Annotated in this window: 24 protein-coding genes and 1 riboswitch; of the genes, 22 read left to right on the forward strand and 2 right to left on the reverse strand. The window is 64.8% G+C overall.

The window, feature by feature from the left end:
- Window positions 1-15 precede the first annotated feature (15 nt).
- Complete coding sequence (gene mobA, locus HS968_RS10470; RefSeq protein WP_182371188.1) at window positions 16-606, reverse strand: molybdenum cofactor guanylyltransferase MobA; 591 nt, start codon at window positions 604-606, stop codon at window positions 16-18.
- A 68-nt stretch (window positions 607-674) separates the two neighbouring features.
- Between mobA and moaB the strand changes: the two genes are divergently transcribed.
- The 22 genes from moaB to HS968_RS10575 all read left to right on the forward strand — a co-directional run bounded on the left by moaB (window position 675) and on the right by HS968_RS10575 (window position 19,990).
- Window positions 675-1,214 carry a molybdenum cofactor biosynthesis protein B gene (moaB, locus tag HS968_RS10475; RefSeq protein WP_182371189.1) on the forward strand — a complete coding sequence of 180 codons (540 nt, stop codon included), beginning with the start codon at window positions 675-677 and terminating at the stop codon, window positions 1,212-1,214.
- Entirely contained in the window at window positions 1,211-2,425 is a 1,215-nt protein-coding gene (locus HS968_RS10480) for a molybdopterin molybdotransferase MoeA (RefSeq protein ID WP_182371190.1), read from the forward strand. Before moaB ends, HS968_RS10480 begins: the two co-directional genes overlap by 4 nt.
- 149 nt (window positions 2,426-2,574) lie before the next feature.
- Window positions 2,575-3,195, forward strand: coding sequence for a C40 family peptidase (locus HS968_RS10485; RefSeq protein ID WP_182371191.1), 621 nt, complete (start codon window positions 2,575-2,577; stop codon window positions 3,193-3,195).
- Window positions 3,196-3,323: 128 nt separating this feature from the next.
- The gene (locus tag HS968_RS10490) at window positions 3,324-3,848 is read left to right on the forward strand and encodes a C40 family peptidase (protein ID WP_182371192.1); all 525 of its coding nucleotides are present in this window, start codon (window positions 3,324-3,326) and stop codon (window positions 3,846-3,848) included.
- Between the two features lie 6 nt (window positions 3,849-3,854).
- Window positions 3,855-4,175, forward strand: a complete 321-nt coding sequence (locus HS968_RS10495) for a hypothetical protein (RefSeq protein WP_182371193.1) — start codon at window positions 3,855-3,857, stop codon at window positions 4,173-4,175.
- Window positions 4,176-4,208: 33 nt separating this feature from the next.
- A riboswitch (cobalamin riboswitch) is annotated at window positions 4,209-4,418 on the forward strand.
- Window positions 4,419-4,610: 192 nt separating this feature from the next.
- Entirely contained in the window at window positions 4,611-5,222 is a 612-nt protein-coding gene (gene cobO, locus HS968_RS10500; RefSeq protein WP_182371194.1) for a cob(I)yrinic acid a,c-diamide adenosyltransferase, read from the forward strand.
- Window positions 5,222-6,514, forward strand: a complete 1,293-nt coding sequence (locus HS968_RS10505) for a cobyrinate a,c-diamide synthase (RefSeq protein WP_182371195.1) — start codon at window positions 5,222-5,224, stop codon at window positions 6,512-6,514. The genes cobO and HS968_RS10505 overlap by 1 nt, the downstream gene beginning before the upstream one ends.
- Window positions 6,511-7,164 carry a 5,6-dimethylbenzimidazole synthase gene (gene bluB / locus HS968_RS10510; RefSeq protein ID WP_182371196.1) on the forward strand — a complete coding sequence of 218 codons (654 nt, stop codon included), beginning with the start codon at window positions 6,511-6,513 and terminating at the stop codon, window positions 7,162-7,164. The genes HS968_RS10505 and bluB overlap by 4 nt, the downstream gene beginning before the upstream one ends.
- Window positions 7,165-7,167: 3 nt before the next feature.
- A complete protein-coding gene (cbiB, locus tag HS968_RS10515; RefSeq protein WP_182371197.1) occupies window positions 7,168-8,076 on the forward strand; it encodes an adenosylcobinamide-phosphate synthase CbiB in 909 nt (302 codons plus the stop codon).
- A complete protein-coding gene (cobD, locus tag HS968_RS10520) occupies window positions 8,069-9,079 on the forward strand; it encodes a threonine-phosphate decarboxylase CobD (RefSeq protein ID WP_179621874.1) in 1,011 nt (336 codons plus the stop codon). Before cbiB ends, cobD begins: the two co-directional genes overlap by 8 nt.
- Window positions 9,079-10,530 carry a cobyric acid synthase gene (locus HS968_RS10525; protein WP_182371198.1) on the forward strand — a complete coding sequence of 484 codons (1,452 nt, stop codon included), beginning with the start codon at window positions 9,079-9,081 and terminating at the stop codon, window positions 10,528-10,530. The genes cobD and HS968_RS10525 overlap by 1 nt, the downstream gene beginning before the upstream one ends.
- 57 nt (window positions 10,531-10,587) lie before the next feature.
- Window positions 10,588-11,109: a bifunctional adenosylcobinamide kinase/adenosylcobinamide-phosphate guanylyltransferase gene (gene cobU / locus HS968_RS10530; protein WP_182371199.1), complete on the forward strand. Its 522-nt coding sequence runs from the start codon at window positions 10,588-10,590 to the stop codon at window positions 11,107-11,109.
- Window positions 11,106-12,161: a nicotinate-nucleotide--dimethylbenzimidazole phosphoribosyltransferase gene (cobT, locus tag HS968_RS10535; protein ID WP_182371200.1), complete on the forward strand. Its 1,056-nt coding sequence runs from the start codon at window positions 11,106-11,108 to the stop codon at window positions 12,159-12,161. Before cobU ends, cobT begins: the two co-directional genes overlap by 4 nt.
- Entirely contained in the window at window positions 12,158-12,733 is a 576-nt protein-coding gene (cobC, locus tag HS968_RS10540) for an alpha-ribazole phosphatase family protein (RefSeq protein WP_202884214.1), read from the forward strand. Before cobT ends, cobC begins: the two co-directional genes overlap by 4 nt.
- Entirely contained in the window at window positions 12,730-13,461 is a 732-nt protein-coding gene (locus tag HS968_RS10545) for an adenosylcobinamide-GDP ribazoletransferase (RefSeq protein ID WP_182371202.1), read from the forward strand. Before cobC ends, HS968_RS10545 begins: the two co-directional genes overlap by 4 nt.
- A gap of 73 nt (window positions 13,462-13,534) precedes the next feature.
- On the forward strand, window positions 13,535-13,939 hold the full coding sequence (locus tag HS968_RS10550; RefSeq protein ID WP_182371203.1) for a MarR family winged helix-turn-helix transcriptional regulator: 405 nt from the start codon (window positions 13,535-13,537) through the stop codon (window positions 13,937-13,939).
- Window positions 13,940-13,991: 52 nt separating this feature from the next.
- Window positions 13,992-15,197, forward strand: a complete 1,206-nt coding sequence (locus tag HS968_RS10555) for an MFS transporter (protein ID WP_106736091.1) — start codon at window positions 13,992-13,994, stop codon at window positions 15,195-15,197.
- Window positions 15,194-15,319: a hypothetical protein gene (locus HS968_RS26515; RefSeq protein ID WP_267895744.1), complete on the forward strand. Its 126-nt coding sequence runs from the start codon at window positions 15,194-15,196 to the stop codon at window positions 15,317-15,319. Before HS968_RS10555 ends, HS968_RS26515 begins: the two co-directional genes overlap by 4 nt.
- Before the next feature lie 62 nt (window positions 15,320-15,381).
- Window positions 15,382-15,933, forward strand: coding sequence for a glutathione peroxidase (locus HS968_RS10560; RefSeq protein ID WP_106736089.1), 552 nt, complete (start codon window positions 15,382-15,384; stop codon window positions 15,931-15,933).
- A gap of 267 nt (window positions 15,934-16,200) precedes the next feature.
- Entirely contained in the window at window positions 16,201-17,127 is a 927-nt protein-coding gene (locus tag HS968_RS10565; protein WP_119695072.1) for an esterase/lipase family protein, read from the forward strand.
- Between the two features lie 44 nt (window positions 17,128-17,171).
- Window positions 17,172-18,230: a lipase secretion chaperone gene (locus tag HS968_RS10570; RefSeq protein ID WP_182371204.1), complete on the forward strand. Its 1,059-nt coding sequence runs from the start codon at window positions 17,172-17,174 to the stop codon at window positions 18,228-18,230.
- A gap of 11 nt (window positions 18,231-18,241) precedes the next feature.
- Entirely contained in the window at window positions 18,242-19,990 is a 1,749-nt protein-coding gene (locus tag HS968_RS10575) for a hybrid sensor histidine kinase/response regulator (protein ID WP_182371205.1), read from the forward strand.
- Here the strand turns inward: HS968_RS10575 and HS968_RS10580 are convergent, their stop codons facing one another.
- Window positions 19,991-20,602 (reverse strand): response regulator transcription factor, encoded by a 612-nt coding sequence (locus HS968_RS10580; RefSeq protein ID WP_182371206.1) that lies wholly within the window; start codon window positions 20,600-20,602, stop codon window positions 19,991-19,993.
- Between the last annotated feature and the right edge of the window lie 7 nt (window positions 20,603-20,609).

A 20,609-nucleotide genomic window follows, 5' to 3' on the forward strand; every position in this document is an offset into this window, starting at 1 on the left:
CAAGGCTATTTCAGCCTAGTCTTCCGATGGCGTGCTCGCGAGCATCTCCGGTGTATTGAGGTTGGCCAGGCGAGGGTCGTCGAGCGCGCAGTCGATGGCCACTGGCTCAAGTCGGCCGAACCAGCGTTGCGGGCTGCGCTCGCCAGACTGCCAGGCGCGTTCGAGATCCTCTTTGAGCGCCGTGGGCAGCAGGCAGAACAGTGGCTGCCAATAGTTGCCCTGGCGGATCACCACCGGCCGGCTCCCGGCATGGCTGAGCAGTGATTCGATCAGTGCGCGGTCTACCAGTGGGGCGTCGCACGGCAGCACCAGCATCTGTTCATGACGCGCTGCGCTCATGCCGGCGCGAATTCCTGCCAGCGGGCCCTGGAAGTCCTGATTCTGATCGGTCACCAGTTGATCGGCATAAGGTGCATAGCGGTCATTGTTGCGGTTGCAGGAGATGATCAGGTCGTCGCTCAGTGGCCTGGTCAGCTCATGCAGCCAGGCAATCAGCGGCTGGCCGCGCCACTCCAGCAAGCCCTTGTCGCGCCCGCCCATGCGCTGGCCTCGGCCACCGGAAAGCAGTAGCACCGAGCAGGTGGGGAGGGCGTTGGGTGCGGGCATGCGGGCAGTCTCCGGTGGCAGGCGGTGTGATATAACAGCGCCCATTCTCTCCCAATTGGATGCCTGCCATGAACCATAAGGCCGACGCGGTTTTCGTGCCGCTGAACATCGCCGTGCTGACCGTCAGCGATACCCGCACTGTGGAGACCGACACCTCGGGCCAATTGCTGGTCGAGCGTCTGATCGGTGCCGGGCATCAACTGGCCGCACGTGTACTGCTCAAGGATGACCTGTACAAGATTCGCGCTCAGGTAGCGACGTGGATCGCCGAGGATCAGGTGCAGGTCGTGGTGATCACTGGTGGTACCGGTTTCACCGGGCGTGACAGCACGCCGGAAGCGGTTGCCTGTTTGCTGGACAAGCAGGTCGATGGCTTCGGTGAGCTGTTCCGGCAGATTTCCGTGGCCGATATCGGCACCTCCACCATCCAGTCGCGCGCATTGGCCGGTTTGGCCAACGGTACGCTGGTGTGCTGCCTGCCGGGTTCGACCAACGCTTGTCGCACCGCCTGGGACGGCATTCTCGGCGAGCAGTTGGACGCGCGGCATCGCCCCTGTAACTTCGTGCCCCATCTGAAACAGGTGGGCGCCTGCGAGACCCGCGGATGAGCGCTTGCGATCATCCCGGCCTGCTGCCGATGGAGGCAGCGCTGGTACGGTTGTTGGCTTTGGCCGATGCAGCGCCCATCGAGCAGATCGAGCAGGTTGCGCTGGCCGAAGCGGATGGCCGTGTGCTGGCCGAGCCGCTGATCGCGGCGCTGGATCTGCCGCCCTGGGCCAATAGCGCGATGGACGGCTACGCCCTGCGTCTGGCTGATTGGACGGGCCAGGCGTTGTCGGTCAGCCAGCGTATTCAGGCTGGCACTGCACCTGCCTCGTTGGCGCCGGGAACCTGTGCGCGCATTTTTACCGGTGCGCCGCTACCCGAAGGTGCCGATACCGTCGAGATGCAGGAAAACGTCGAGCTGGATGAGGCCGGACGCGTGTATTTCCGCGAGTCGCTGAAGGTCGGGCAGAACGTACGTGCTCAAGGTCAGGAAACCCGTATCGGCGAATGCGTGCTGCCGGCCGGCACGCGTCTGGGGCCTATCGAACTGGGGCTGGCAGCGTCTTTGGGCGCTGCGCAATTGTCCGTGCGTCGGCGCTTGCGCGTTGCCGTGTTGTCCACGGGCGATGAACTGGTCGAGCCGGGTCAGGCGCTTGGCCCTGGGCAGATCTACAACAGCAACCGGCGTCTGCTGATTGCCTGGTTGCAGCGCCTGGGCTGCAGTGTGGTGGATGCGGGGATATTGCCCGATGACCTGCAGCGCACCCGTGAAGCGTTGGGTGCCTTGGGCGAAGTCGACCTGATCCTTTCCACGGGTGGTGTTTCGGTGGGGGAGGCGGATTTTCTCGGCATGGCCCTGCGTGAGGCGGGCGAACTGTCGCTGTGGAAGCTGGCGATCAAACCGGGCAAGCCACTGACGTTCGGTCATTATCAGGGGGTTCCGGTCATCGGCTTGCCGGGCAACCCGGCTTCGACGCTGGTCACCTTCGGCTTGCTGGCGCGCCCTTACATGCTGCGTCGTCTTGGCGTGCAGCGTGTCGAACCCTTGGGTTTCGCGGTGCCGGCTGGTTTTACCTGGGGCAAGCCGGGCATGCGCCGCGAGTACCTGCGAGCACGTCTGGAGAATGGCCGCGTGGTGCCTTATGCCAACCAGAGTTCCGGCGTGCTGCGCAGCGCCGCCTGGGCTGAGGGGCTGGCCGAGGTCATGGAGGGCAGTACGCTGGCCGAGGGTCAGATGCTGCGGTTTATCCCGTTGAGCGAGATTCTCGGCTAGGTTCTGATTCGCCCGGTCAGGCAGATGGTCGGGCGCTTTAGATGACGCGGCGAAACCACTGGGTCACATTTCTAACGATAGAATTTGCAAATGAGCGTTATAGAAGGCATAGTCGCCAACTTGTAAATTCAACCGACACGGTCGTGCCCATGCTAAAACGCTTCGCACCCCTCGTGCCTCTTGCACTCACAGTCTTTATCGCTGCCTGCGCCGGCCACTCGCCGCAACCGCAGATCAGCGAAGCCGCGGCCGAGCCAATCGCTCGTCCGCTCTCTCAGCAGGTTGAGCCTGCCGACGATGAAATCACCGCGCTGATCGACGACAAACCCTACGAAATGCCGCAGCTGGCTGACAGCCTGCTCGACCTCGGGCGTTCGCTGATCGGTACTCGCTATCGTTACGGTGGTACCTCGGTACAGTCCGGTTTCGATTGCAGCGGTTTCGTGGGTTACCTGTTCCGCGAAGAGGTCGGCCTCGAATTGCCGCGCTCCACTCGCGAACTGATCAATCTGGATGCTCCCAAGGTGGCTCGTGCCGATCTGGAGCCAGGTGACCTGATTCTGTTCAACGATCGCGGCCGTGGTCGCGTCAGTCACGCCGGCATCTACCTGGGCGATGATCAATTCATCCACTCCAGCAGCAGTCGCAGTGGTGGCGTGCGCATCGACAGCCTGGACGACAGCTACTGGAATCGCAGTTATCTGCAAGCCAAGCGCGTCCTCGCCCTGGCGCCGGTTGAAGATCAGATCGCTGCCAAGCGTCATAACTGATGTACACGGCGTAACCGCAGAATCTGCTCAAGGGCTGTCTCTATAGGTCTTGAGCGGGTACTGAGGGTTGCGCCGTTTGTCTGTAGACGGCAGAGTAGAGCGCATTCAGGCTCAGGATCGCCTCGCTTATGCCCGTCACGACCCGTGTCGCCCTTATCTCCCTCGTTCTGCTGCTGAGTGCCTGTAGCAGTCGTGCTCCCTCTCCTCAGCCTACCTACAGTCCTCCAGTCTCTTCTTCGTCCTATCAGGGCGGCGCCGAAGATGTCTTGTTTCGCGCCCTCGGTCTGGTCGGTACGCCCTATCGTTATGGCGGTAATACCCCGGAAGGGGGGTTCGACTGCAGTGGCCTGATCGGCTACGTCTACCGCGATGCGGCCGGTATCAGCCTGCCACGTTCGACCCGTGAGCTGAGCGCTATGCGTACTCCGGATGTTCGGCGCGATGCCTTGCAGAGTGGTGATCTGGTGTTTTTTGCCACCAATGGCGGTCGCGCCGTCAGTCATGCCGGCATCTATGTCGGCGAGGGGCGTTTCGTCCATGCCCCGTCCAGTGGCGGTACCGTGCGCCTGGACAGCCTCGATAACGTCTACTGGCAGCGTGTCTACCTCGATGCCAAACGAGTCATCACTCCAGAGCTCGCTCGTAACCCCTGACCCTTCATGAGCGAGCCCATTCGCCTGCCGCCTCAGCCCGAGGCATGTGAGCTGTGCGCGCGGCCTGTCGCACTGACCCGTCATCACCTGATTCCCAAGGCGCTGCACGACAAGGTGTATGTGCAGAAACGCTTCGCTCGTCATGAGCGCATTACCGCCACGCTTTGGGTCTGTCGTGCCTGTCATAACCAGATTCACCGCCTGTTCAGCGAAAAGGAGCTGGCGCTGACTTACAACAGTCGCGAGGCGCTGCTGAGTGATGAGCGTTTGCGGACTTTCGTCGATTGGTTGGCGAGCAAACCGCCTGGGTTCATGCCCAGGCACTGAGCGGCGTTGACGGGTAGGGCTGCCAGCCTCTACCCTGCGCGCCTTGCTTCAGGTGCCCCGAGTCGCTGCGAATGACGGCCGAGGGGTGAAACAGGGAAGCCGGTTCGAATGCCGGCGCTGCCCCCGCAACGGTAGGTGAGTCAAACGCTGCTCAAAGCCACTGTGTATTTGCACGGGAAGGCGCGGCGTCGAACCTTTGGTTCGCTCACGAGCCCGGAGACCGGCCTGTCGCAATTTCACGGCATCGCGGAGGGCGCTGTCCGGCTAACGCTCCGGTTTGGTCGGGGCGTTCGTGTTTTCTGTCTTCCGCTCGCCTGACCAGCCATTGGCGCCTGGGTGAGGATATGCGGATCATCGCAACCTTCTTGCTCATTGCCGTTCGCACTGTTTATCGATCAACAGGCGGCGCGGGTGCCTGACGTACAGGAGCACAGCATGAGCGAGTCCACCGAGCGCGATGCCCGCCACAAGGCGCGCATGCAGCGCAAGAAAGCCCTGATCGACGAGAAGATCGCCCAGGCTCAGGACGAATACGGCCTGTTGCTGGTGCACAGCGGCAATGGCAAGGGCAAGAGCAGCAGCGCCTTCGGTATGGTCGCGCGTGCCCTCGGTCATGGCATCAAGGTCGGTGTGGTGCAGTTCATCAAGGGCGCGGCCAGCACCGGCGAGGAAACCTTCTTCCGCCGCTTTCCCGAGGAAGTCAGCTATCACGTGATGGGCGAGGGCTTCACCTGGGAAACCCAGGATCGCCAGCGTGATATCGCCAAGGCGCAGGAAGCCTGGGCCATTGCCAGACGCTTGCTTGGCGATGAGTCCATCGGCCTGGTGGTGCTGGATGAACTGAACATCGCCCTCAAGCATGGCTATCTCGAACTGGATGCGGTGTTGGCCGATATCGAAGCGCGGCCGCTGCTGCAGCACGTGGTGGTGACGGGGCGGGGCGCCTTGCCGGGGATGATCGAGGCGGCCGACACGGTCACCGAGATGAGCCTGGTCAAGCATGCGTTCAAGGCCGGGGTGAAGGCGCAGAAGGGCATCGAATTCTGATGGAAGCACGTCACTGTCCGGCGCTGCTGATTGCCGCGCCGGCTTCGGGCCAGGGCAAGACCACCGTCACCGCCGCGCTGGCGCGCCTGCATACGCGTCAGGGGCGCCGGGTGCGGGTGTTCAAGTGCGGCCCGGACTTCCTCGATCCGATGATCCACGCCCGTGCCAGCGGCGCGCCGGTGTACCAGCTCGATCTGGCCATGGTGGGTGAAGCGGAGAGCCGCCGGCTGTTGTGGCAGGCCGCGGGCGAGGCCGATCTGATCCTAATCGAAGGGGTGATGGGCTTGTTCGACGGCAAGCCATCTGCGGCCGACCTTGCCCGCCATTTCGGTGTGCCGGTACTGGGCGTGATCGACGGCGCGGCCATGGCCCAGACCTTTGGCGCGCTGGCTCACGGCTTGGCCACCTTCCAGCCGGACTTGCCGTTTGCCGGGGTGCTCGGCAACCGCGTCGCCAGTACGCGCCATGGCGATATTCTGCGTGATGCCTTGCCATCGAGCATCCGCTGGTTCGGCGCCTTGCCGCGCAGTGCCGCGGTGGAGTTGCCGAGTCGGCATCTGGGCCTGGTGCAGGCAGCTGAGTTGGCCGATCTGGATGCACGTCTGGACGCCGCCGCCGGTGCCTTGGCGGCCAGCGCCGATGTCGATCTGCCGCCGGCTGTGAGCTTCGCTGCGCCGCAGATCGATGAACCTGCGCCCTTGCTCAACGGCGTGCGCATCGGTGTGGCGCGCGATGCCGCCTTCGCCTTCCTTTATCAGGCCAATCTCGACCTGCTGCAGGCGTTGGGGGCTGAACTGCGCTATTTTTCGCCGCTGACCGATCAGGCTCTGCCGGACGTGGACAGCCTCTACTTGCCTGGCGGTTATCCCGAGCTGTACCTGGCAGAGCTGGAGGGCAACCAGGCCATGGCTAAGGCGATCCGTGCTCATCACCAGGCCGGCAAGCCACTGCTCGCCGAGTGTGGCGGCATGCTCTATCTGCTCGATGAGCTGCGCGACAAGCAGGGCGGCAGTGGCCGCATGCTTGGCCTGCTCAGTGGCAGTGCGGCTTTGCAGCCACGGCTGACGGCACTGGCTCTGCAGGAAGTGACGCTGCCGGAAGGCGAGTTGCGCGGCCACAGTTACCACCACTCGCGGCTGGAGAGTCCATTGCAGCCTCTGGCGCTCGGCCGCTGTCCGAACGGCAAGCCAGTGGCCGAGGCGGTGTATCGCCTTGGCCGGCTGACGGCCAGCTATATCCACTTCTATCTGCCGTCCAATCCGGAGGCGGCCGCCGCGCTGCTGCGTCCATGAGCGAGCATGCCTTCACCCCGGCAGAGCGTGCGGCGGTGTACCGCGTGATCGCCGAGCGCCGCGACATGCGCCACTTCGCTGGCGGGCAGGTGCCTGCCGAGGTGTTGGCGCGACTGCTCGAAGCGGCGCACCACGCGCCCAGCGTCGGCCTGATGCAGCCGTGGCGCTTCCTGCGTATCAGCGATCCGCAATTGCGGGAGGCGGCCCATGCGCTGGTGGAGGCGGAGCGCGTTCGCACCGCCGAAGCCTTGGGCGAGCGTTCGGATGAGTTCATGCAGCTCAAGGTCGAAGGCATCCGCGATTGCGCTGAGCTGCTGGCGGTGGCGCTGATGGAGGGGCGCGAGGCGCATGTCTTCGGGCGACGCACGTTGCCGGAAATGGATATGGCTTCGGTGGCCTGCGCCATTCAGAATCTGTGGCTGGCCGCGCGGGCCGAAGGGCTGGGCCTGGGCTGGGTGTCGTTGTTCGACCCCGAGGCGTTGGCCGAGCTGCTGGGCATGCCGGCTGGTAGCAAGCCGGTGGCGCTGCTGTGCCTGGGGCCGGTGCACGCCTTCTACGAAAAACCGATGCTGGTGGAAGAGGGCTGGGCCACGCCTCGGCCGCTGTCCGAATTGCTGTTCGAGAATCGATGGGGATCCTCTGGTGAGTGAACGATGAGCCTGGCGTTGATCACCTGGGCCGGCGTGGCGCTGGATGCCGTGCTGGGCGAGCCACGCCGCGCGCATCCGCTGGTCGCCTTCGGCCGCCTGGCCGGGCGCCTGGAGCAGCGTTTCAATCCTGCTGGTGGTGGCTGGCGCAGTCATGGCGTGACGGCCTGGTGCCTGGCAGTGCTGCCGCTGACCCTCATCACCTGGTTGCTGGTGCAGGTCAGCTCGTTTGGTTGGGCGGTGGAGGTCTTCGCCCTGTATTTCGCCCTTGGTCTGCGCAGCCTGTATGAGCACGCACAGCCGGTGGCGCAGGCGCTACGCCTGGGCGATCTGGCCCTGGCACGCGAGCGTGTTGGCTGGATGGTCAGCCGCAACACGGCGGAGCTGGACGCTACCGGTGTGGCCCGCGCCGGCACCGAGTCGGTGCTGGAGAATGGCTCCGATGCGGTATTCGCCGCCTTGTTCTGGTTCATCATCGCCGGCGCCCCCGGCGTCGTGCTGTACCGCCTGAGCAATACCCTCGACGCCATGTGGGGTTACCGCAACGAACGCTTCGAGCGCTTTGGCTGGGCGGCGGCGAAGATCGATGACCTGCTCAATTACATTCCAGCGCGCCTGGTGGCGCTGACCTATGCACTGCTTGGGCGTACGGCTCTGGCGCTGCGCTGCTGGCGCAGGCAGGCACCCTTGTGGGACAGTCCCAATGCTGGCCCGGTAATGGCGTCTGGCGCAGGCAGCCTGGGTGTGAGCCTGGGCGGCGCGGCGGAGTATCACGGCGAGCGGCATGAGCGCCCGCAACTGGGCGAAGGCCCGCCGCCACAGGCGCGGGATATCGAGCGGGCGATGAATCGGGTCGTCGCTGGCGTGGGTTTGTGGTTGGTGATTTTGACGCTGTGGGAGGTTTGGGTTGCTTGAGCATGGAGGTCGACTGCGCGCCGCCGCGCAGCGCTATGGCATCCCTCTGGAGGACTGGCTGGATCTGTCCACCGGTGTTGCGCCCTACGGCTGGGATCTGCCGGCCGTACCGGGGTCTGCCTGGGCGCGCCTGCCTGAGGCGGATGACGGCCTGGAGCAGGCGGCGCGCGACTACTACGGCGCCGTCAGCCTGCTGCCGGTAGCCGGTTCGCAAGCGGCGATCCAGACCCTGCCACGTCTGCGCCGCAATGCCAGCGTCGGCATCATCGCGCCGACTTACGCCGAGCACGCCGCGGCCTGGCGTCGTGAAGGCCATCGTGTCACCAAGCTCAGCGAGGGTTCGGTGCATCGCGCGCTGCCGCAGCTGGATGTGTTGTTGGTGGTCAACCCGAATAACCCGACCGGCCGCCTGATCGAACCGGCCCGCTTGCTCGACTGGCACGATGAACTGGTCGAGCGCGGCGGCTGGCTGGTAGTCGACGAAGCCTTCATGGATTGCACGCCGGAGCACAGCCTAGCCGCCTACAGCGACATGCCGGGGCTGATCGTGTTGCGCTCGTTCGGCAAGTTCTTCGGCCTGGCCGGCCTGCGTCTGGGCTTTGTCCTGGCCGCTCAGAGCTTACTGGATGAGCTGGAGGCGCTGCTCGGCCCCTGGGCGGTCAGCGGCCCGGCGCGCAGCGTGGCGCTCAGCTTGCTGGTCGATAGCGAGGGGCAGCGCCGCCAGCGTGAGCGCCTGCTGGCCGACGGCGAGCGCCTGGCGGCGTTGCTGCGTGACTGTGGCTTGCCGTCCACCGGTGGCTCGTCGCTGTTCCAGTTCTGTTGCACCCGTCGCGCCGTGCCCTGCGCCGAGCTGCTGGCGCGTCGCGGTATCCTGGTGCGGCTGTTCGCCGAGCTGGACAGTCTGCGCTTCGGTCTGCCGGCCGACGAATGTGGCTGGTTGCGTTTGGAGCAGGGGCTGCTTGAGTGTGCGCCGATGCTGGCGAATCTCGAGGAAACGCCCTGATGCCGACCTTGATGGTGCAGGGCACCACCTCCGACGCCGGCAAGAGCACGCTGGTGACGGCGCTGTGCCGCTGGGCGCGGCGCCAGGGCATTTCCGTTGCGCCGTTCAAGCCACAGAACATGGCACTCAATTCCGCTGTGACCGCCGACGGCGGCGAGATCGGTCGTGCACAGGCGGTGCAGGCACAGGCCGCCGGCCTGGAGCCGCATACCGACATGAACCCGGTGCTGCTCAAGCCCAATAGCGACATGGGCGCCCAGGTGATCATCCACGGCCGCGCCATCGGCAACATGCAGGCGCTGACCTATCACGGCTACAAACCGGTAGCCATGGCGGCGGTGCTGGCATCCCATGCACGGTTGCTGGAGCGTCATGAACTGGTGCTGGTCGAAGGCGCCGGCTCGCCGGCCGAGATCAACCTTCGCGCCGGCGACATCGCCAACATGGGCTTTGCCGAAGCGGTGGATTGCCCGGTGATTCTGATTGCCGATATCGACAAGGGCGGCGTGTTCGCCCATCTGGTCGGCACCCTGGAGCTGCTCAGCCCGAGCGAGCAGGCGCGCGTCCAGGGCTTCGTGATCAATCGTTTTCGGGGTGACATCGCGTTGCTCAAACCGGGGTTGGACTGGCTCGAACAGCGTACCGGCAAGCCGGTGCTGGGCGTGCTGCCGTACCTGATGGATTTTCACCTGGAAGCCGAAGACGCCGTCGATACCCGTCAGCAGGCCAAGGACGCACAGGCGTTGCGCGTAGTGGTGCCGGTTCTGCCGCGTATCAGCAATCACACCGATTTCGACCCGTTGCGCCTGCACCCGCAGGTGCAGCTGACCTTCGTCGGGCCGGGCCAGGCCATTCCACCGGCCGACCTAATCATCCTGCCTGGCTCCAAGAGCGTACGTGCCGACCTCGCGCGGCTGCGTGAACAGGGCTGGGATGCAGCCATCTCCCGCCACCTGCGCTATGGCGGCAAGGTTCTGGGTATCTGCGGTGGGCTGCAGATGCTTGGCCGGCAGATTCACGATCCGCATGGCCTGGAAGGTGTTGCCGGCAGTAGCGAAGGCCTCGGCCTGCTGGATTTCGAGACGGTGCTGGAGCCGGAAAAACAGCTGCGTAATGTGCGCGGTCGGTTGTGCCTGGAGCAGGCGCAGGTCGGCGGTTACGAAATCCATGCCGGCGTCAGTAGCGGGCCAGGGCTCAATGGCGCCGTGCAGCTCGATGATGGCCGCAGTGACGGTGGTCTCAGTGCCGATGGGCAGGTACTTGCTACCTACCTGCATGGCCTGTTCGAGCAACCGTCGGCGTTCGCCGCGTTGTTGCGCTGGGCCGGGCTGCGTGAGGTGCAGACGGTGGATTACCAGGCGCTGCGCGAGCGTGATATCGAACGCCTGGCCGACCAGGTGGAATTGCACCTGGACATCGAAAAGCTCAAGGCGCTTTGCGGCCTGGGGTAGGGGCGCGGCACCCGCAGGTTTTGAAATGGTGCGCACAGCGCACCCTACGGAGTGAAGATGCTTGAATTGATCCTCGGCGGTGCTCGTTCCGGCAAGAGCCGGCTGGCCGAGAAGCTGGCCGACGAGTCCGGTTTGGAGGTCGTCTACATCGCCACCAGCCAGCCGCTCGACGGCGAAATGAATGCGCGCGTCGCTCAGCATCGCGCACGTCGGCCTGCGCACTGGGCGTTGGTCGAGGAGCCACTGGCGTTGGCCCGGGTGCTGCGCGAGCAGGCTGCGCCCGGTCGTTGCCTGCTGGTGGATTGCCTGACCCTGTGGTTGACCAATCTGCTGATGCTGGAGAATTCGGCGCGGCTTGAGGCTGAGCGCGAGCTGTTGCTCGGCTGTGTGGATGCGTTGCCAGGGCGCATTCTGCTGGTCAGCAACGAAACCGGGCTGGGCGTGGTGCCGTTGGGCGAGCTGACTCGCCGTTATGTCGATGAGGCCGGCTGGCTGCACCAGGCGCTGGCCGAACGCAGCCAGCGTGTGCTGTTCACCGTGGCCGGGCTGCCCATGGTGCTCAAGGGGGATGCGTTATGAGTCTGCAATGGTGGCAAGGGCCGTGTCAGCCGCTCGATCATGTTGCAAGGGCCAAGGCCGAAACGCGGCAACAGCAGTTGACCAAACCCACGGGGTCGTTGGGGCGCCTGGAGCATCTCGCCATCCATCTGGCGGCGTTGCAGGGGCGTGAGCGGCCGAGCCTGGACAAGTTGTGGATCGGCATCTTTGCCGGTGACCATGGCGTGGTAGCCGAGGGTATTTCCGCCTATCCGCAAGCGGTGACCGGGCAGATGCTGGCCAACTTCGTCAGCGGCGGCGCAGCCATCAGCGTGCTCGCCCGCCAGTTGGATGCGGCGCTCGAGGTGATCGACCTGGGAACCGCTGAGCCGTTGCCAGCGTTGCCTGGCGTGCGTCACCTGCAGGTCGGCGCCGGTACGCAGAATTTTGCCCGCGAACCGGCGATGACCCTGGCCCAGGCGCTGATCTGTCTGGAGGCTGGGCGCGACAGCATCCAGCGCGCCCGTGCCGTTGGTTGTGATCTGTTCGTTGGCGGTGAGATGGGCATTGGCAACACCACGGCAGCGGCGGCGTTGGCCTGCTGGCTGCTGGTTTGCCCGGCGAGCGACCTGGCCGGCCCCGGCACCGGCCTGGACAGTTCCGGTGTGGCGCACAAGGCGCGGGTGATCGATGCCGCGCTGGCACTGCACCGGGCACAAATCGACGGGCCGTTGCAGGCACTGATCCACCTTGGCGGTTTCGAGATCGCCGCGCTCACCGGCGCCTATCTGGCCGCCGCGCAGCAAGGTATGGCGGTATTGGTCGATGGTTTCATCTGCAGCGTTGCGGCCTTGCTTGCCGTGCGCCTGAACCCTGGCTGCCGCGACTGGCTGCTGTTCGCCCATCACGGCGCCGAGCCGGGGCATGTGCGCGTACTGCAGGCGCTGGAGGCGCAACCGTTGCTGGAGCTCGGTTTGCGCCTGGGTGAAGGCAGCGGGGCCGCGTTGGCTGTGCCGTTGCTGCGCCTGGCTTGCGCCCTGCATGGGCAGATGGCGACCTTCGCCGAAGCCGCCGTGGCGCAGAGGCCGAGCTGATGCTGCAGCTGGAACTGCTGCGCCATGGCGAGACCGAGCAGGGTGGTGGGCTGCGCGGTAGCCTGGACGACGCGCTGACCGAGCAAGGCTGGGCACAGTTGCGTGCCGCCGTGCAGGATGCCGGCCCCTGGGACCGCCTGATCAGCTCGCCGCTGCAGCGCTGCGCACGGTTTGCCGAGGAAGTGGCCACGGCCCATGCCCTGCCGCTGCACTATGAGCCAGGCCTGCAGGAGTTGCATTTCGGTGACTGGGAAGGGCGCAGCGCTGCCGAACTGATGCAGAGCGATGCTGAAGCACTGGGCCAGTTCTGGGCCGACCCCTATGGTTTCACGCCGCCCAATGGCGAGCCGTTGCTGCAATTCGAGGCGCGTGTACTGGCTGCGTTACAACGATTGCAGCACAACCATGCGGGGGAGCGTCTGCTGCTGGTCACTCATGGTGGCGTGATGCGCCTGCTGCTGGCGCGGGCACGCGGCCTGCCACGCCAGGATCTGCTGCAGGTCAACGTCGGCTATGCCCAGCGTTTTCGCCTGAGCCTGGCTGCCGACGGGCAACTGACGGAATTGCCATGATCGCGCTACTGATCGCTCTGCAGTTTCTCACCCGTTTGCCGGTCAGCCTGCCGGGCATGCCGACGCCGGAACAGATGGGGCGCTCGCTGCTCTGGTACCCGGCAGTGGGATTATTGCTCGGCCTGCTGCTGTGGGGGGCTCATCTGTTACTGGGGCAGACTTCGGCGCTACTGCAGGCGACGATCATTCTGGCGCTGTGGGTCGCGCTGAGTGGCGGCCTGCACCTGGACGGCCTGGCCGATACGGCCGATGCCTGGGTGGGCGGCTTCGGTGATCGCGAGCGGACGCTGACGATCATGAAAGATCCGCGTAGTGGCCCCATCGCGGTCGTGGTGCTGGTGCTGCTGTTGTTGCTCAAGTTCGCCGCTCTGTTCACGCTGCTGCAAGCCGGGCAGGGCATTTACCTGCTGCTGCTGCCCTGGTTGGGACGCAGCCTGTTGCCGTTGTTGTTGGCGACCACGCCCTATGTGCGGGCCGGTGGGCTTGGCCAGGCGCTGGCCGATCATTTGCCGCGTCGGCAACTGCCCTGGGTGCTGGGTGCTCACGTGGTGGGCATGCTGCTGTTCGGCTGGCAAGGGCTGCTGGCCCTGGCGGCTGGTTTGCTGTTGTTCGCCTGGTTGCGTCGAGCCCTGCTGCAACGCCTCGGCGGTACCACTGGCGATACGGCCGGTGCGCTGGTCGAACTGGCCGAGTGCGGCGCGTTGCTGGCCCTGGCTCTCAGCCTCTGAACACAACTGTTATGCCGATGCAGCGTGCAACTGTATGAGTGTGAATGGTTGATGCGGGTATATACCTGTATCCATGTTACCGACCTCCTGCCTCTGTACCCAATTACGCCGCGCCAGTCGCGGCGTTACCCGTCTCTACGATGACGCCCTCGCTGCCGTCGGGCTCGGTGTCGCGCAGTTTTCCCTGCTGCGTCATGTGCAACGGCTCGGGCAGCCGAGCATTTCCGTGCTGGCCGAAGCCATGGGGCTCGATCGCAGCACCCTGGGACGCAATCTGCGGGTGCTGGAGGAGCAGCGACTGTTACAGCTGGGGGAGGGGCGCGACCTGCGCGCCCGCGAGGTACGGCTCACAGAAGCCGGCCTGCAACGCATCCAACAAGGGCTGCCACTGTGGGAACAGGCCCAGCGTGAGTTGAATGCGCAGTTGGGTGAGGAACGCCGTGCCGAACTGATGAAACTACTTGAAGAGCTGGCCTGATGGCCGAGTCACTGCCTACACGGTCGCTAACGGCCGTACGCTGGAGATAACGATGACAACTGTATGGCGTTCAACCACCTGGCTGCTGCTTGGCGCGTCGCTGATCCTGGCGCTTTCGCTCGGCACACGCCACGGTTTTGGCCTGTTCCTGCCGCCGATGAGTGCCGAGTTTGGCTGGGGGCGTGAGGTCTTCGCTTTCGCCATTGCCCTGCAGAACCTGATCTGGGGCATCGCCCAGCCAATCACTGGTGCGCTGGCCGACCGCTTCGGTGCGCGCAAGGCCATCGTTACCGGCGGGGTGCTGTACATGCTCGGCCTGGTGCTGATGGGCATGGCCGATTCGCCGCTGTCGCTGTCGTTGAGCGCCGGTCTGCTGATCGGTATCGGCCTGTCCGGCACCTCGTTCTCGGTCATTCTGGGTGTGGTCGGGCGCGCCGTGCCGCCGGAGAAACGCAGCATGGCCATGGGCATCGCCGCGGCGGCAGGCTCGTTCGGCCAGTTCGCCATGCTGCCGGGTACGCTCGGGCTGATCGGCTGGCTCGGCTGGTCGGCTGCGCTACTGGCCTTGGGGCTGCTGGTGGCGTTGATGATCCCGCTCGCGGCGATGATCAAGGAAACACCTCCACCCACTAGCAATGTCCCGCAGCAGACGCTGGGCGAAGCACTGCGCGAGGCTACCAGTCACTCGGGTTTCTGGCTGCTGGCGTTGGGTTTCTTCGTTTGCGGCTTCCAGGTGGTGTTCGTTGCCGTGCACCTGCCAGCCTACCTGGTCGATCATCACTTGCCAGCCTTGACTGGCACCACGGTGCTGGCGCTGGTAGGGCTGTTCAACATCTTCGGCACCTACATCGCTGGCTGGCTCGGTGGGCGCATGTCCAAACCTCGCCTGCTCAGCGCCCTGTACCTGGCACGTGGTGTGGTGATCACCCTGTTCCTGGTGGCGCCCCTGACGCAGTGGAGCGCCTACGTGTTCGGCATCGCCATGGGCCTGTTGTGGCTGTCGACGGTGCCGCTGACCAATGGCACGGTGGCGACGATGTTCGGGGTGCGTAACCTGTCCATGCTGGCCGGCATCGTCTTCCTGTTCCATCAACTCGGCTCGTTTCTCGGTGGCTGGATGGGCGGTTATCTCTACGACACCACCGGCAGCTACGACCTGGTCTGGCAGATCTCCATCGGTCTGAGTGTGATGGCAGCAGCCCTGAACTGGCCGGTGCGTGAGGTACCGGTCGCACGTCTGCAAGGTGCACCGGCGTGAGCCGCAAGGCATTGCTCTTCGCCGGTCTGACCTTGGGCCTCGGCCTATTGTTGGCGTTGGCCTGGTGGGGCTGGCGTCAGGGTGGGTTGGCGCTGTTGCAGTTGGGCGTGGGTATCTGCTAGTTGCCTGGGGCGTGACCTGCGAGTAGCGTGATGAAATCGCGTTATCGCTCGAGGTCACGGTCATGTCACTGCATCGTTTTGCCTGCTGTTTGTTGCTCTCCAGTCTGGCGTTGCCGGTGCTGGCCGCTGAATGCCCGGCCATGCTCCAGGGCGAGCTGCCCAAGCTGCGTAGCAAGGACAGCAGCGTCGATCTCTGTCAGTACGCCGGCAAGCCGTTGGTAGTGGTCAACACGGCCAGCTTCTGCGGCTTCACCCCGCAATTCAAAGGGCTCGAAGCGCTCTATCAGCGCTACAAGGATCAGGGCCTGGAAGTGCTGGGCGTGCCGTCCGACGATTTCCGCCAGGAATCCGCCGACAGCAAGGAGACGGCTACCGTCTGCTACGTCAATTACGGCGTGACCTTCACCATGACCGAACCGCAGCCGGTCTCGGGTGCCAACGCCATTCCGTTGTTCAAGGGACTGGCCGAGCAGAGCCGGCAACCGCGCTGGAATTTCTTCAAATACGTGGTCGACCGCCAGGGCAAGGTGGTGGCCAGTTTCTCCAGCCTGACCAAACCGGACGATCCTGAGCTGATCGCCGCGGTTGAGAAGGCGATCGCTTCGCAACCCTGAGAACCTATTCAAAGTCTGCTGCGCGTCGGCCCTGCTGCGTTAAAAACAGGCTCGGAATGCTCATGTGCTACAGCACACTCCGCTTCCTCCCCTGCTTTTGCCTTGCATGACTCTAGCTCGCGAGACTTTGAACAGGTTCTGGGTCTTTTTTGTTTCACGGTCCTTCACCCATCTGGGCGATGGGCCGTATCCGCCTGCCTGCCTAGACTGGCCAGGCGCCGGACGCAGTTCACCCGGCGTGCCCACAAGAACAATAAGGAGGCACCCATGCGTCGCGTCTATACAACTGCCCTTGCAACACTCGCTCTGCTTGGCGCCGTCGAGGCCCAGGCCAACTACACCAAGACCAAGTACCCGATCGTGCTGGTGCACGGCGTGACCGGGTTCAACACCATCGGTGGTCTGGTCAATTACTTCCATACCATTCCCTGGAACCTCGAACGCGATGGTGCCCGCGTGCATGTCGCCAGCGTGGCGGCGTTCAACGACAGCGAGCAGCGCGGCGCCGAGCTGGCCCGGCAGATCGTGCCCTGGGCCGCGGCCGGTGGTGGCAAGGTCAACCTGATCGGCCATAGCCAGGGGTCGCCGACTTCGCGTGTGGCCGCTTCGCTACGTCCGGATCTGGTGGCCTCGGTGACCTCGATCAACGGCGTCAACAAGGGCTCGAAAGTGGCCGATGTGGTGCGCGGTGTGCTGCCGCCGGGCAGCGGTATCGAAGGCGGCGCCAATGCCATCGCCAATGCTCTTGGCGCGGTGATCAACCTGCTTTCCGGAGCAAGCAATCCGCAGAGCGGCATCAACGCCCTGGGTACCCTGACCACCTCGGGCACCGCCGCGCTCAACAGCCGTCATCCCTGGGGCGTCAATACCAGCAGCTACTGCGCCAAATCCACTGAAGTGCACAACGTGCGCGGGCACAGCATCCGCTACTACTCGTGGACCGGTAACTCGTCCTACACCAACGTGCTCGACGCCGCCGACCCATTCCTGGCCTTCACCGGTCTGGTGTTCGGCAGCGAGAAGAACGATGGCCTGGTGGGCGTGTGCTCCACTTACCTGGGGCAGGTGATCGACGACAGCTACAACATGAACCATGTCGATGCGATCAACCACCTGTTCGGCATTCGTGGCTGGACCGAGCCGGTTTCGCTGTATCGCCAGCATGCCAACCGCCTGAAGAACAAGGGCGTCTGATCCAGATGAACGCGGCGGGGTAATGCCCGCCGCAATGAGGTTGCATGTCCAGGTTCTTCAGCCTTTCCCTGGTTGCCGTGGTGCTGGTGGGTGGACTTACCCTGTACTGGCGCTGGCCGGCGGCCGTGCCCGAAACAGCACCCGTCACGGCGCTCACGGTAGCGCCGATGCAGGCCGCGCCGGGCGAGGTTTCAGCCTTCTCCGCGGCAACACCCGATGATACGCAGACGCCAGTGGCCGCGACCTTGCCCAGCCTGGTCGATACCGAGGTCGATGGCCAGTTGCGCACTGACGCAGCCGGTAATCTGGTGCTGGATCTGGCGGTTCGTGACTACTTCGATTACTTCCTCAGTGCAGTCGATCATTCCGGGCTCGATACGGTGATCGAGGCGCTGCTGGCCGATGCCGGGCGGCGTCTGCCGGAGCCGGCGCTTGGGCAGATGATCAGCCTGCTCGGCGATTACCTGGACTACAAACGCGCCAGCATGGCGCTGATGCAGCAGCCGCTGGATGCGCAACAGCAGATCGAGCCGAAGGCGCAGTTGCAGGCACTGCAGTCGGCTTTTGCCCGTCTCGACGAGTTGCGCCGTGCCCATTTCTCTGCGGCCGCGCAGGAGGCGCTATTCGGCGCCGAACAGGCCTATGCCCGTTTCACACTCGATAGCCTGGCATTGCAGCAGCGCGATGATCTCGGTGAAGCCCAGCGCACGCAGATGCTCGAACAATTGCGTGAGCGTCTGCCTGACGCGCTGCGCGCAAGCGAGCAGCGCCAGCAACTGGCCCTGAAGCAACTGCAGCGCAGCGAGCAACTCTGGCGTGATGGCGCGGACGAGCAGCAGGTGCGCGAATTCCTGGCGATGACCTATGATCCGCACACCGTGCAGCGCCTGCTGGATGAACAGCGCCGCGAGCGCGATTGGCAGCAGCACTACCAGGCCTATCGCAATGAGTTGGCCAGCCTGCAAGGCAGGGGGCTGAGCGAAGCAGATGGCGAGCAACTGCAGCGTCAGCTGCGCGAGCGGTTGTTCAGCAGTGAAGACCGACACCGTGTGGAAACCTATGACGCCATCGCTGCGAAACAGCCGGAGCCGCTCGAACCCTGAGGGCGCTGCCCATGAGTGAGCGTCTGCTCCTGGCTCAGCAGCGCCGAGGTTATCGCTCACTGCGTTTCGTCGCCGAGCTGGAGGCGGGTTTCGCCGAGCACCGGGTGCAGCGCATTCGCCGGCGTCTGCCCCTGATTGCGCCTACCGCCGCGTTGTTCCAGCTGATCTATGCGTTGCTCGATTTTCTGCTCATGCCGCTGGCGGTCAGCCTGTCGGTGCTACCGCTACGCATGCTTGCACTGGTGGCGCTGGCGTTGTCCTTTTTCTACTGTCGGCGGGCCGAGGCGCCACCTGCCAGGGTGCCGTTGACCTACGCCGCGGCCTACTGGATCAACGGTGTCAGCGTCGCACTGATCGTGCACCTGTGCTGGCAGCAGGGCGTGCCGATGCCCTATGACGGCCTGTTCCTCATCCTGTTGTTCGGCTACGCCCTGACGGGGCTGTCATTTCGTGCGATCAGTTTGAGCAGTTGGAGCTTCTGCCTGCTGTTCATCGTCATCGGTGTGCTGTTCGGTGAAACCGGGGGCGAGCTGGCTTATCAGGGGCTGTTTCTGTTCTGCGCCAACCTGATCGGCAGCGTCGGTGCCTATATGCAGGAGCATGGACAGCGCGGTGCCTGGCTGAACCTGCGTTTGCTCGATCTGGCGCGCCAGCGTGCCGAAGCGGATGACGCCCGCAAGCTGCGCCTGCTGGCAGCGGCCAGCCACGATCTGCGCCAGCCGCTCAACGCCATGGGGTTGTACGCCGAACACCTGGTGGAGCAGGGCGGTGACCAGCAGACCCGGCGCATCAGCGCGCGTCTGGCCGCTTCGGTGGAACAGCTGGGGCGCCTGCTGCAGTCGCTGCTCGACTACACCCGCCTGACCTTGCCAGGTGGCGTGCAGGCCAGGCCGCATGCATTCGCCCTGCGTCCCTTGCTCGAACGGCTGATCGCTGAAGTGGCCCCGGAGGCGCATCAACAGGGCCTGCACCTGGAGTTGCACTGCGACGATTGTGGCGTGCACAGCGATCCGCTGCTGCTCGAGCGACTGCTGCGCAACCTGCTGAACAATGCTCTGCTGCACGCGCAGGCACAGCATCTGAGCTTGAGTGCAAGACGTGATGGCGATGCGCTCGTGCTAACGGTGGCGGACGATGGCCGGGGCCTCAGCGAGGCGGAGCAGGCACTGGTGTTCGAGGAGTTCCGTCAGCTCGACAATCCCGGTCGCAATGCCGAGCGCGGTCTCGGTCTGGGGCTGGCCATCGTGCGGCAACTGGCCGAGGTGCTGGAGCACCCCTTGCAGTTGCACTCCCAGCCTGGTGCTGGTGCACGCTTCGTCCTGCAGTTGCCGCTTGCCGAGGTGCCGGCGCAAGCGCCACGTGTCGATGCTGTGCAGGCATTGCACGGACGCATCCTGTTGCTCGAGGACGACGCCACCGGACGCGAAGCCTTGGCCGGTCTGCTGCGCCGCTGGGGCTGCGAGGTGCAGGCCTGCGCCGATCTGGCCAGTGCGTTGCAGGCCCTGCAGCAGGAGGCGCCGCAGTTGCTGATCAGCGACTATCGGTTGGCCGAGAAGGGGGATGGATTGCAGGCCATCGAGCGCTTGCGCGAGGCGGCCGGGCAGATGTTGCCGGCATTGCTGATCACGGCCGACCTGAGCCCTGAACTGCACGAGCGTTGTCTGCCGGCGCACGTCATTCCTCTGGGCAAGCCCTTGTTACCGGCGCGCTTGCGTCAGGTGCTGGCCACTCAGCTGCAAGTCCGCCCGGTGCTCAGCTGATCACAGCCAGCCACGCTGGCGAGCGGCGCTGACGCAGGCGGTGCGGGTGTGCACGGCGAAGGTTTCGAACAGCGCCTTGAGATGAGTTTTCACCGTGTCTTCGGCCAGGCCCAACTGACGGCTGATGGCCTTGTTCGGCAAACCTTCTGCCAGCAGTCGAAGAATCTCCAGCTGCCTGGGTGTCAGTGGTGAGGTGCTACTCGGTGCCGGCAGGGTTTCGCCCAGCAGGACGCGGGTTACCGCCTGGCGCAGGGCGTTGCCGTCGGAACTCTTGGGGATGAAGCCGAGGGCGCCGGCCGCCAGCGCGGCCTGGGCGTCGAGTGCCGAGTCGCTGGCACTGAGGATCGCCACCGGCGTGCTTTCGCCGCGTGCCAGCCAGCGTTGCAGCAGGTCGAGGCCCGGTTCGTCGGGCAGGCGCAGGTCGAGCAGGATCAGGTCGTAGCCATGCTGGCGCAGGCATTGCTCCGCTTCGGCAGCGTTATGCGCGGTATGGATCTGCACGTTCTGGCTCAGTGGCGACAGCGCCAGGGACAGGCCGTCGAGGAAGATGCGGTGGTCGTCGACCAGCAACAGGCGGAGGTTGTCGGGCAGGGTGGTGCAGAGGGCAGTCATGATGTTC

The organism is Pseudomonas berkeleyensis (assembly GCF_014109765.1).
GTDB lineage: Bacteria > Pseudomonadota > Gammaproteobacteria > Pseudomonadales > Pseudomonadaceae > Aquipseudomonas > Aquipseudomonas berkeleyensis.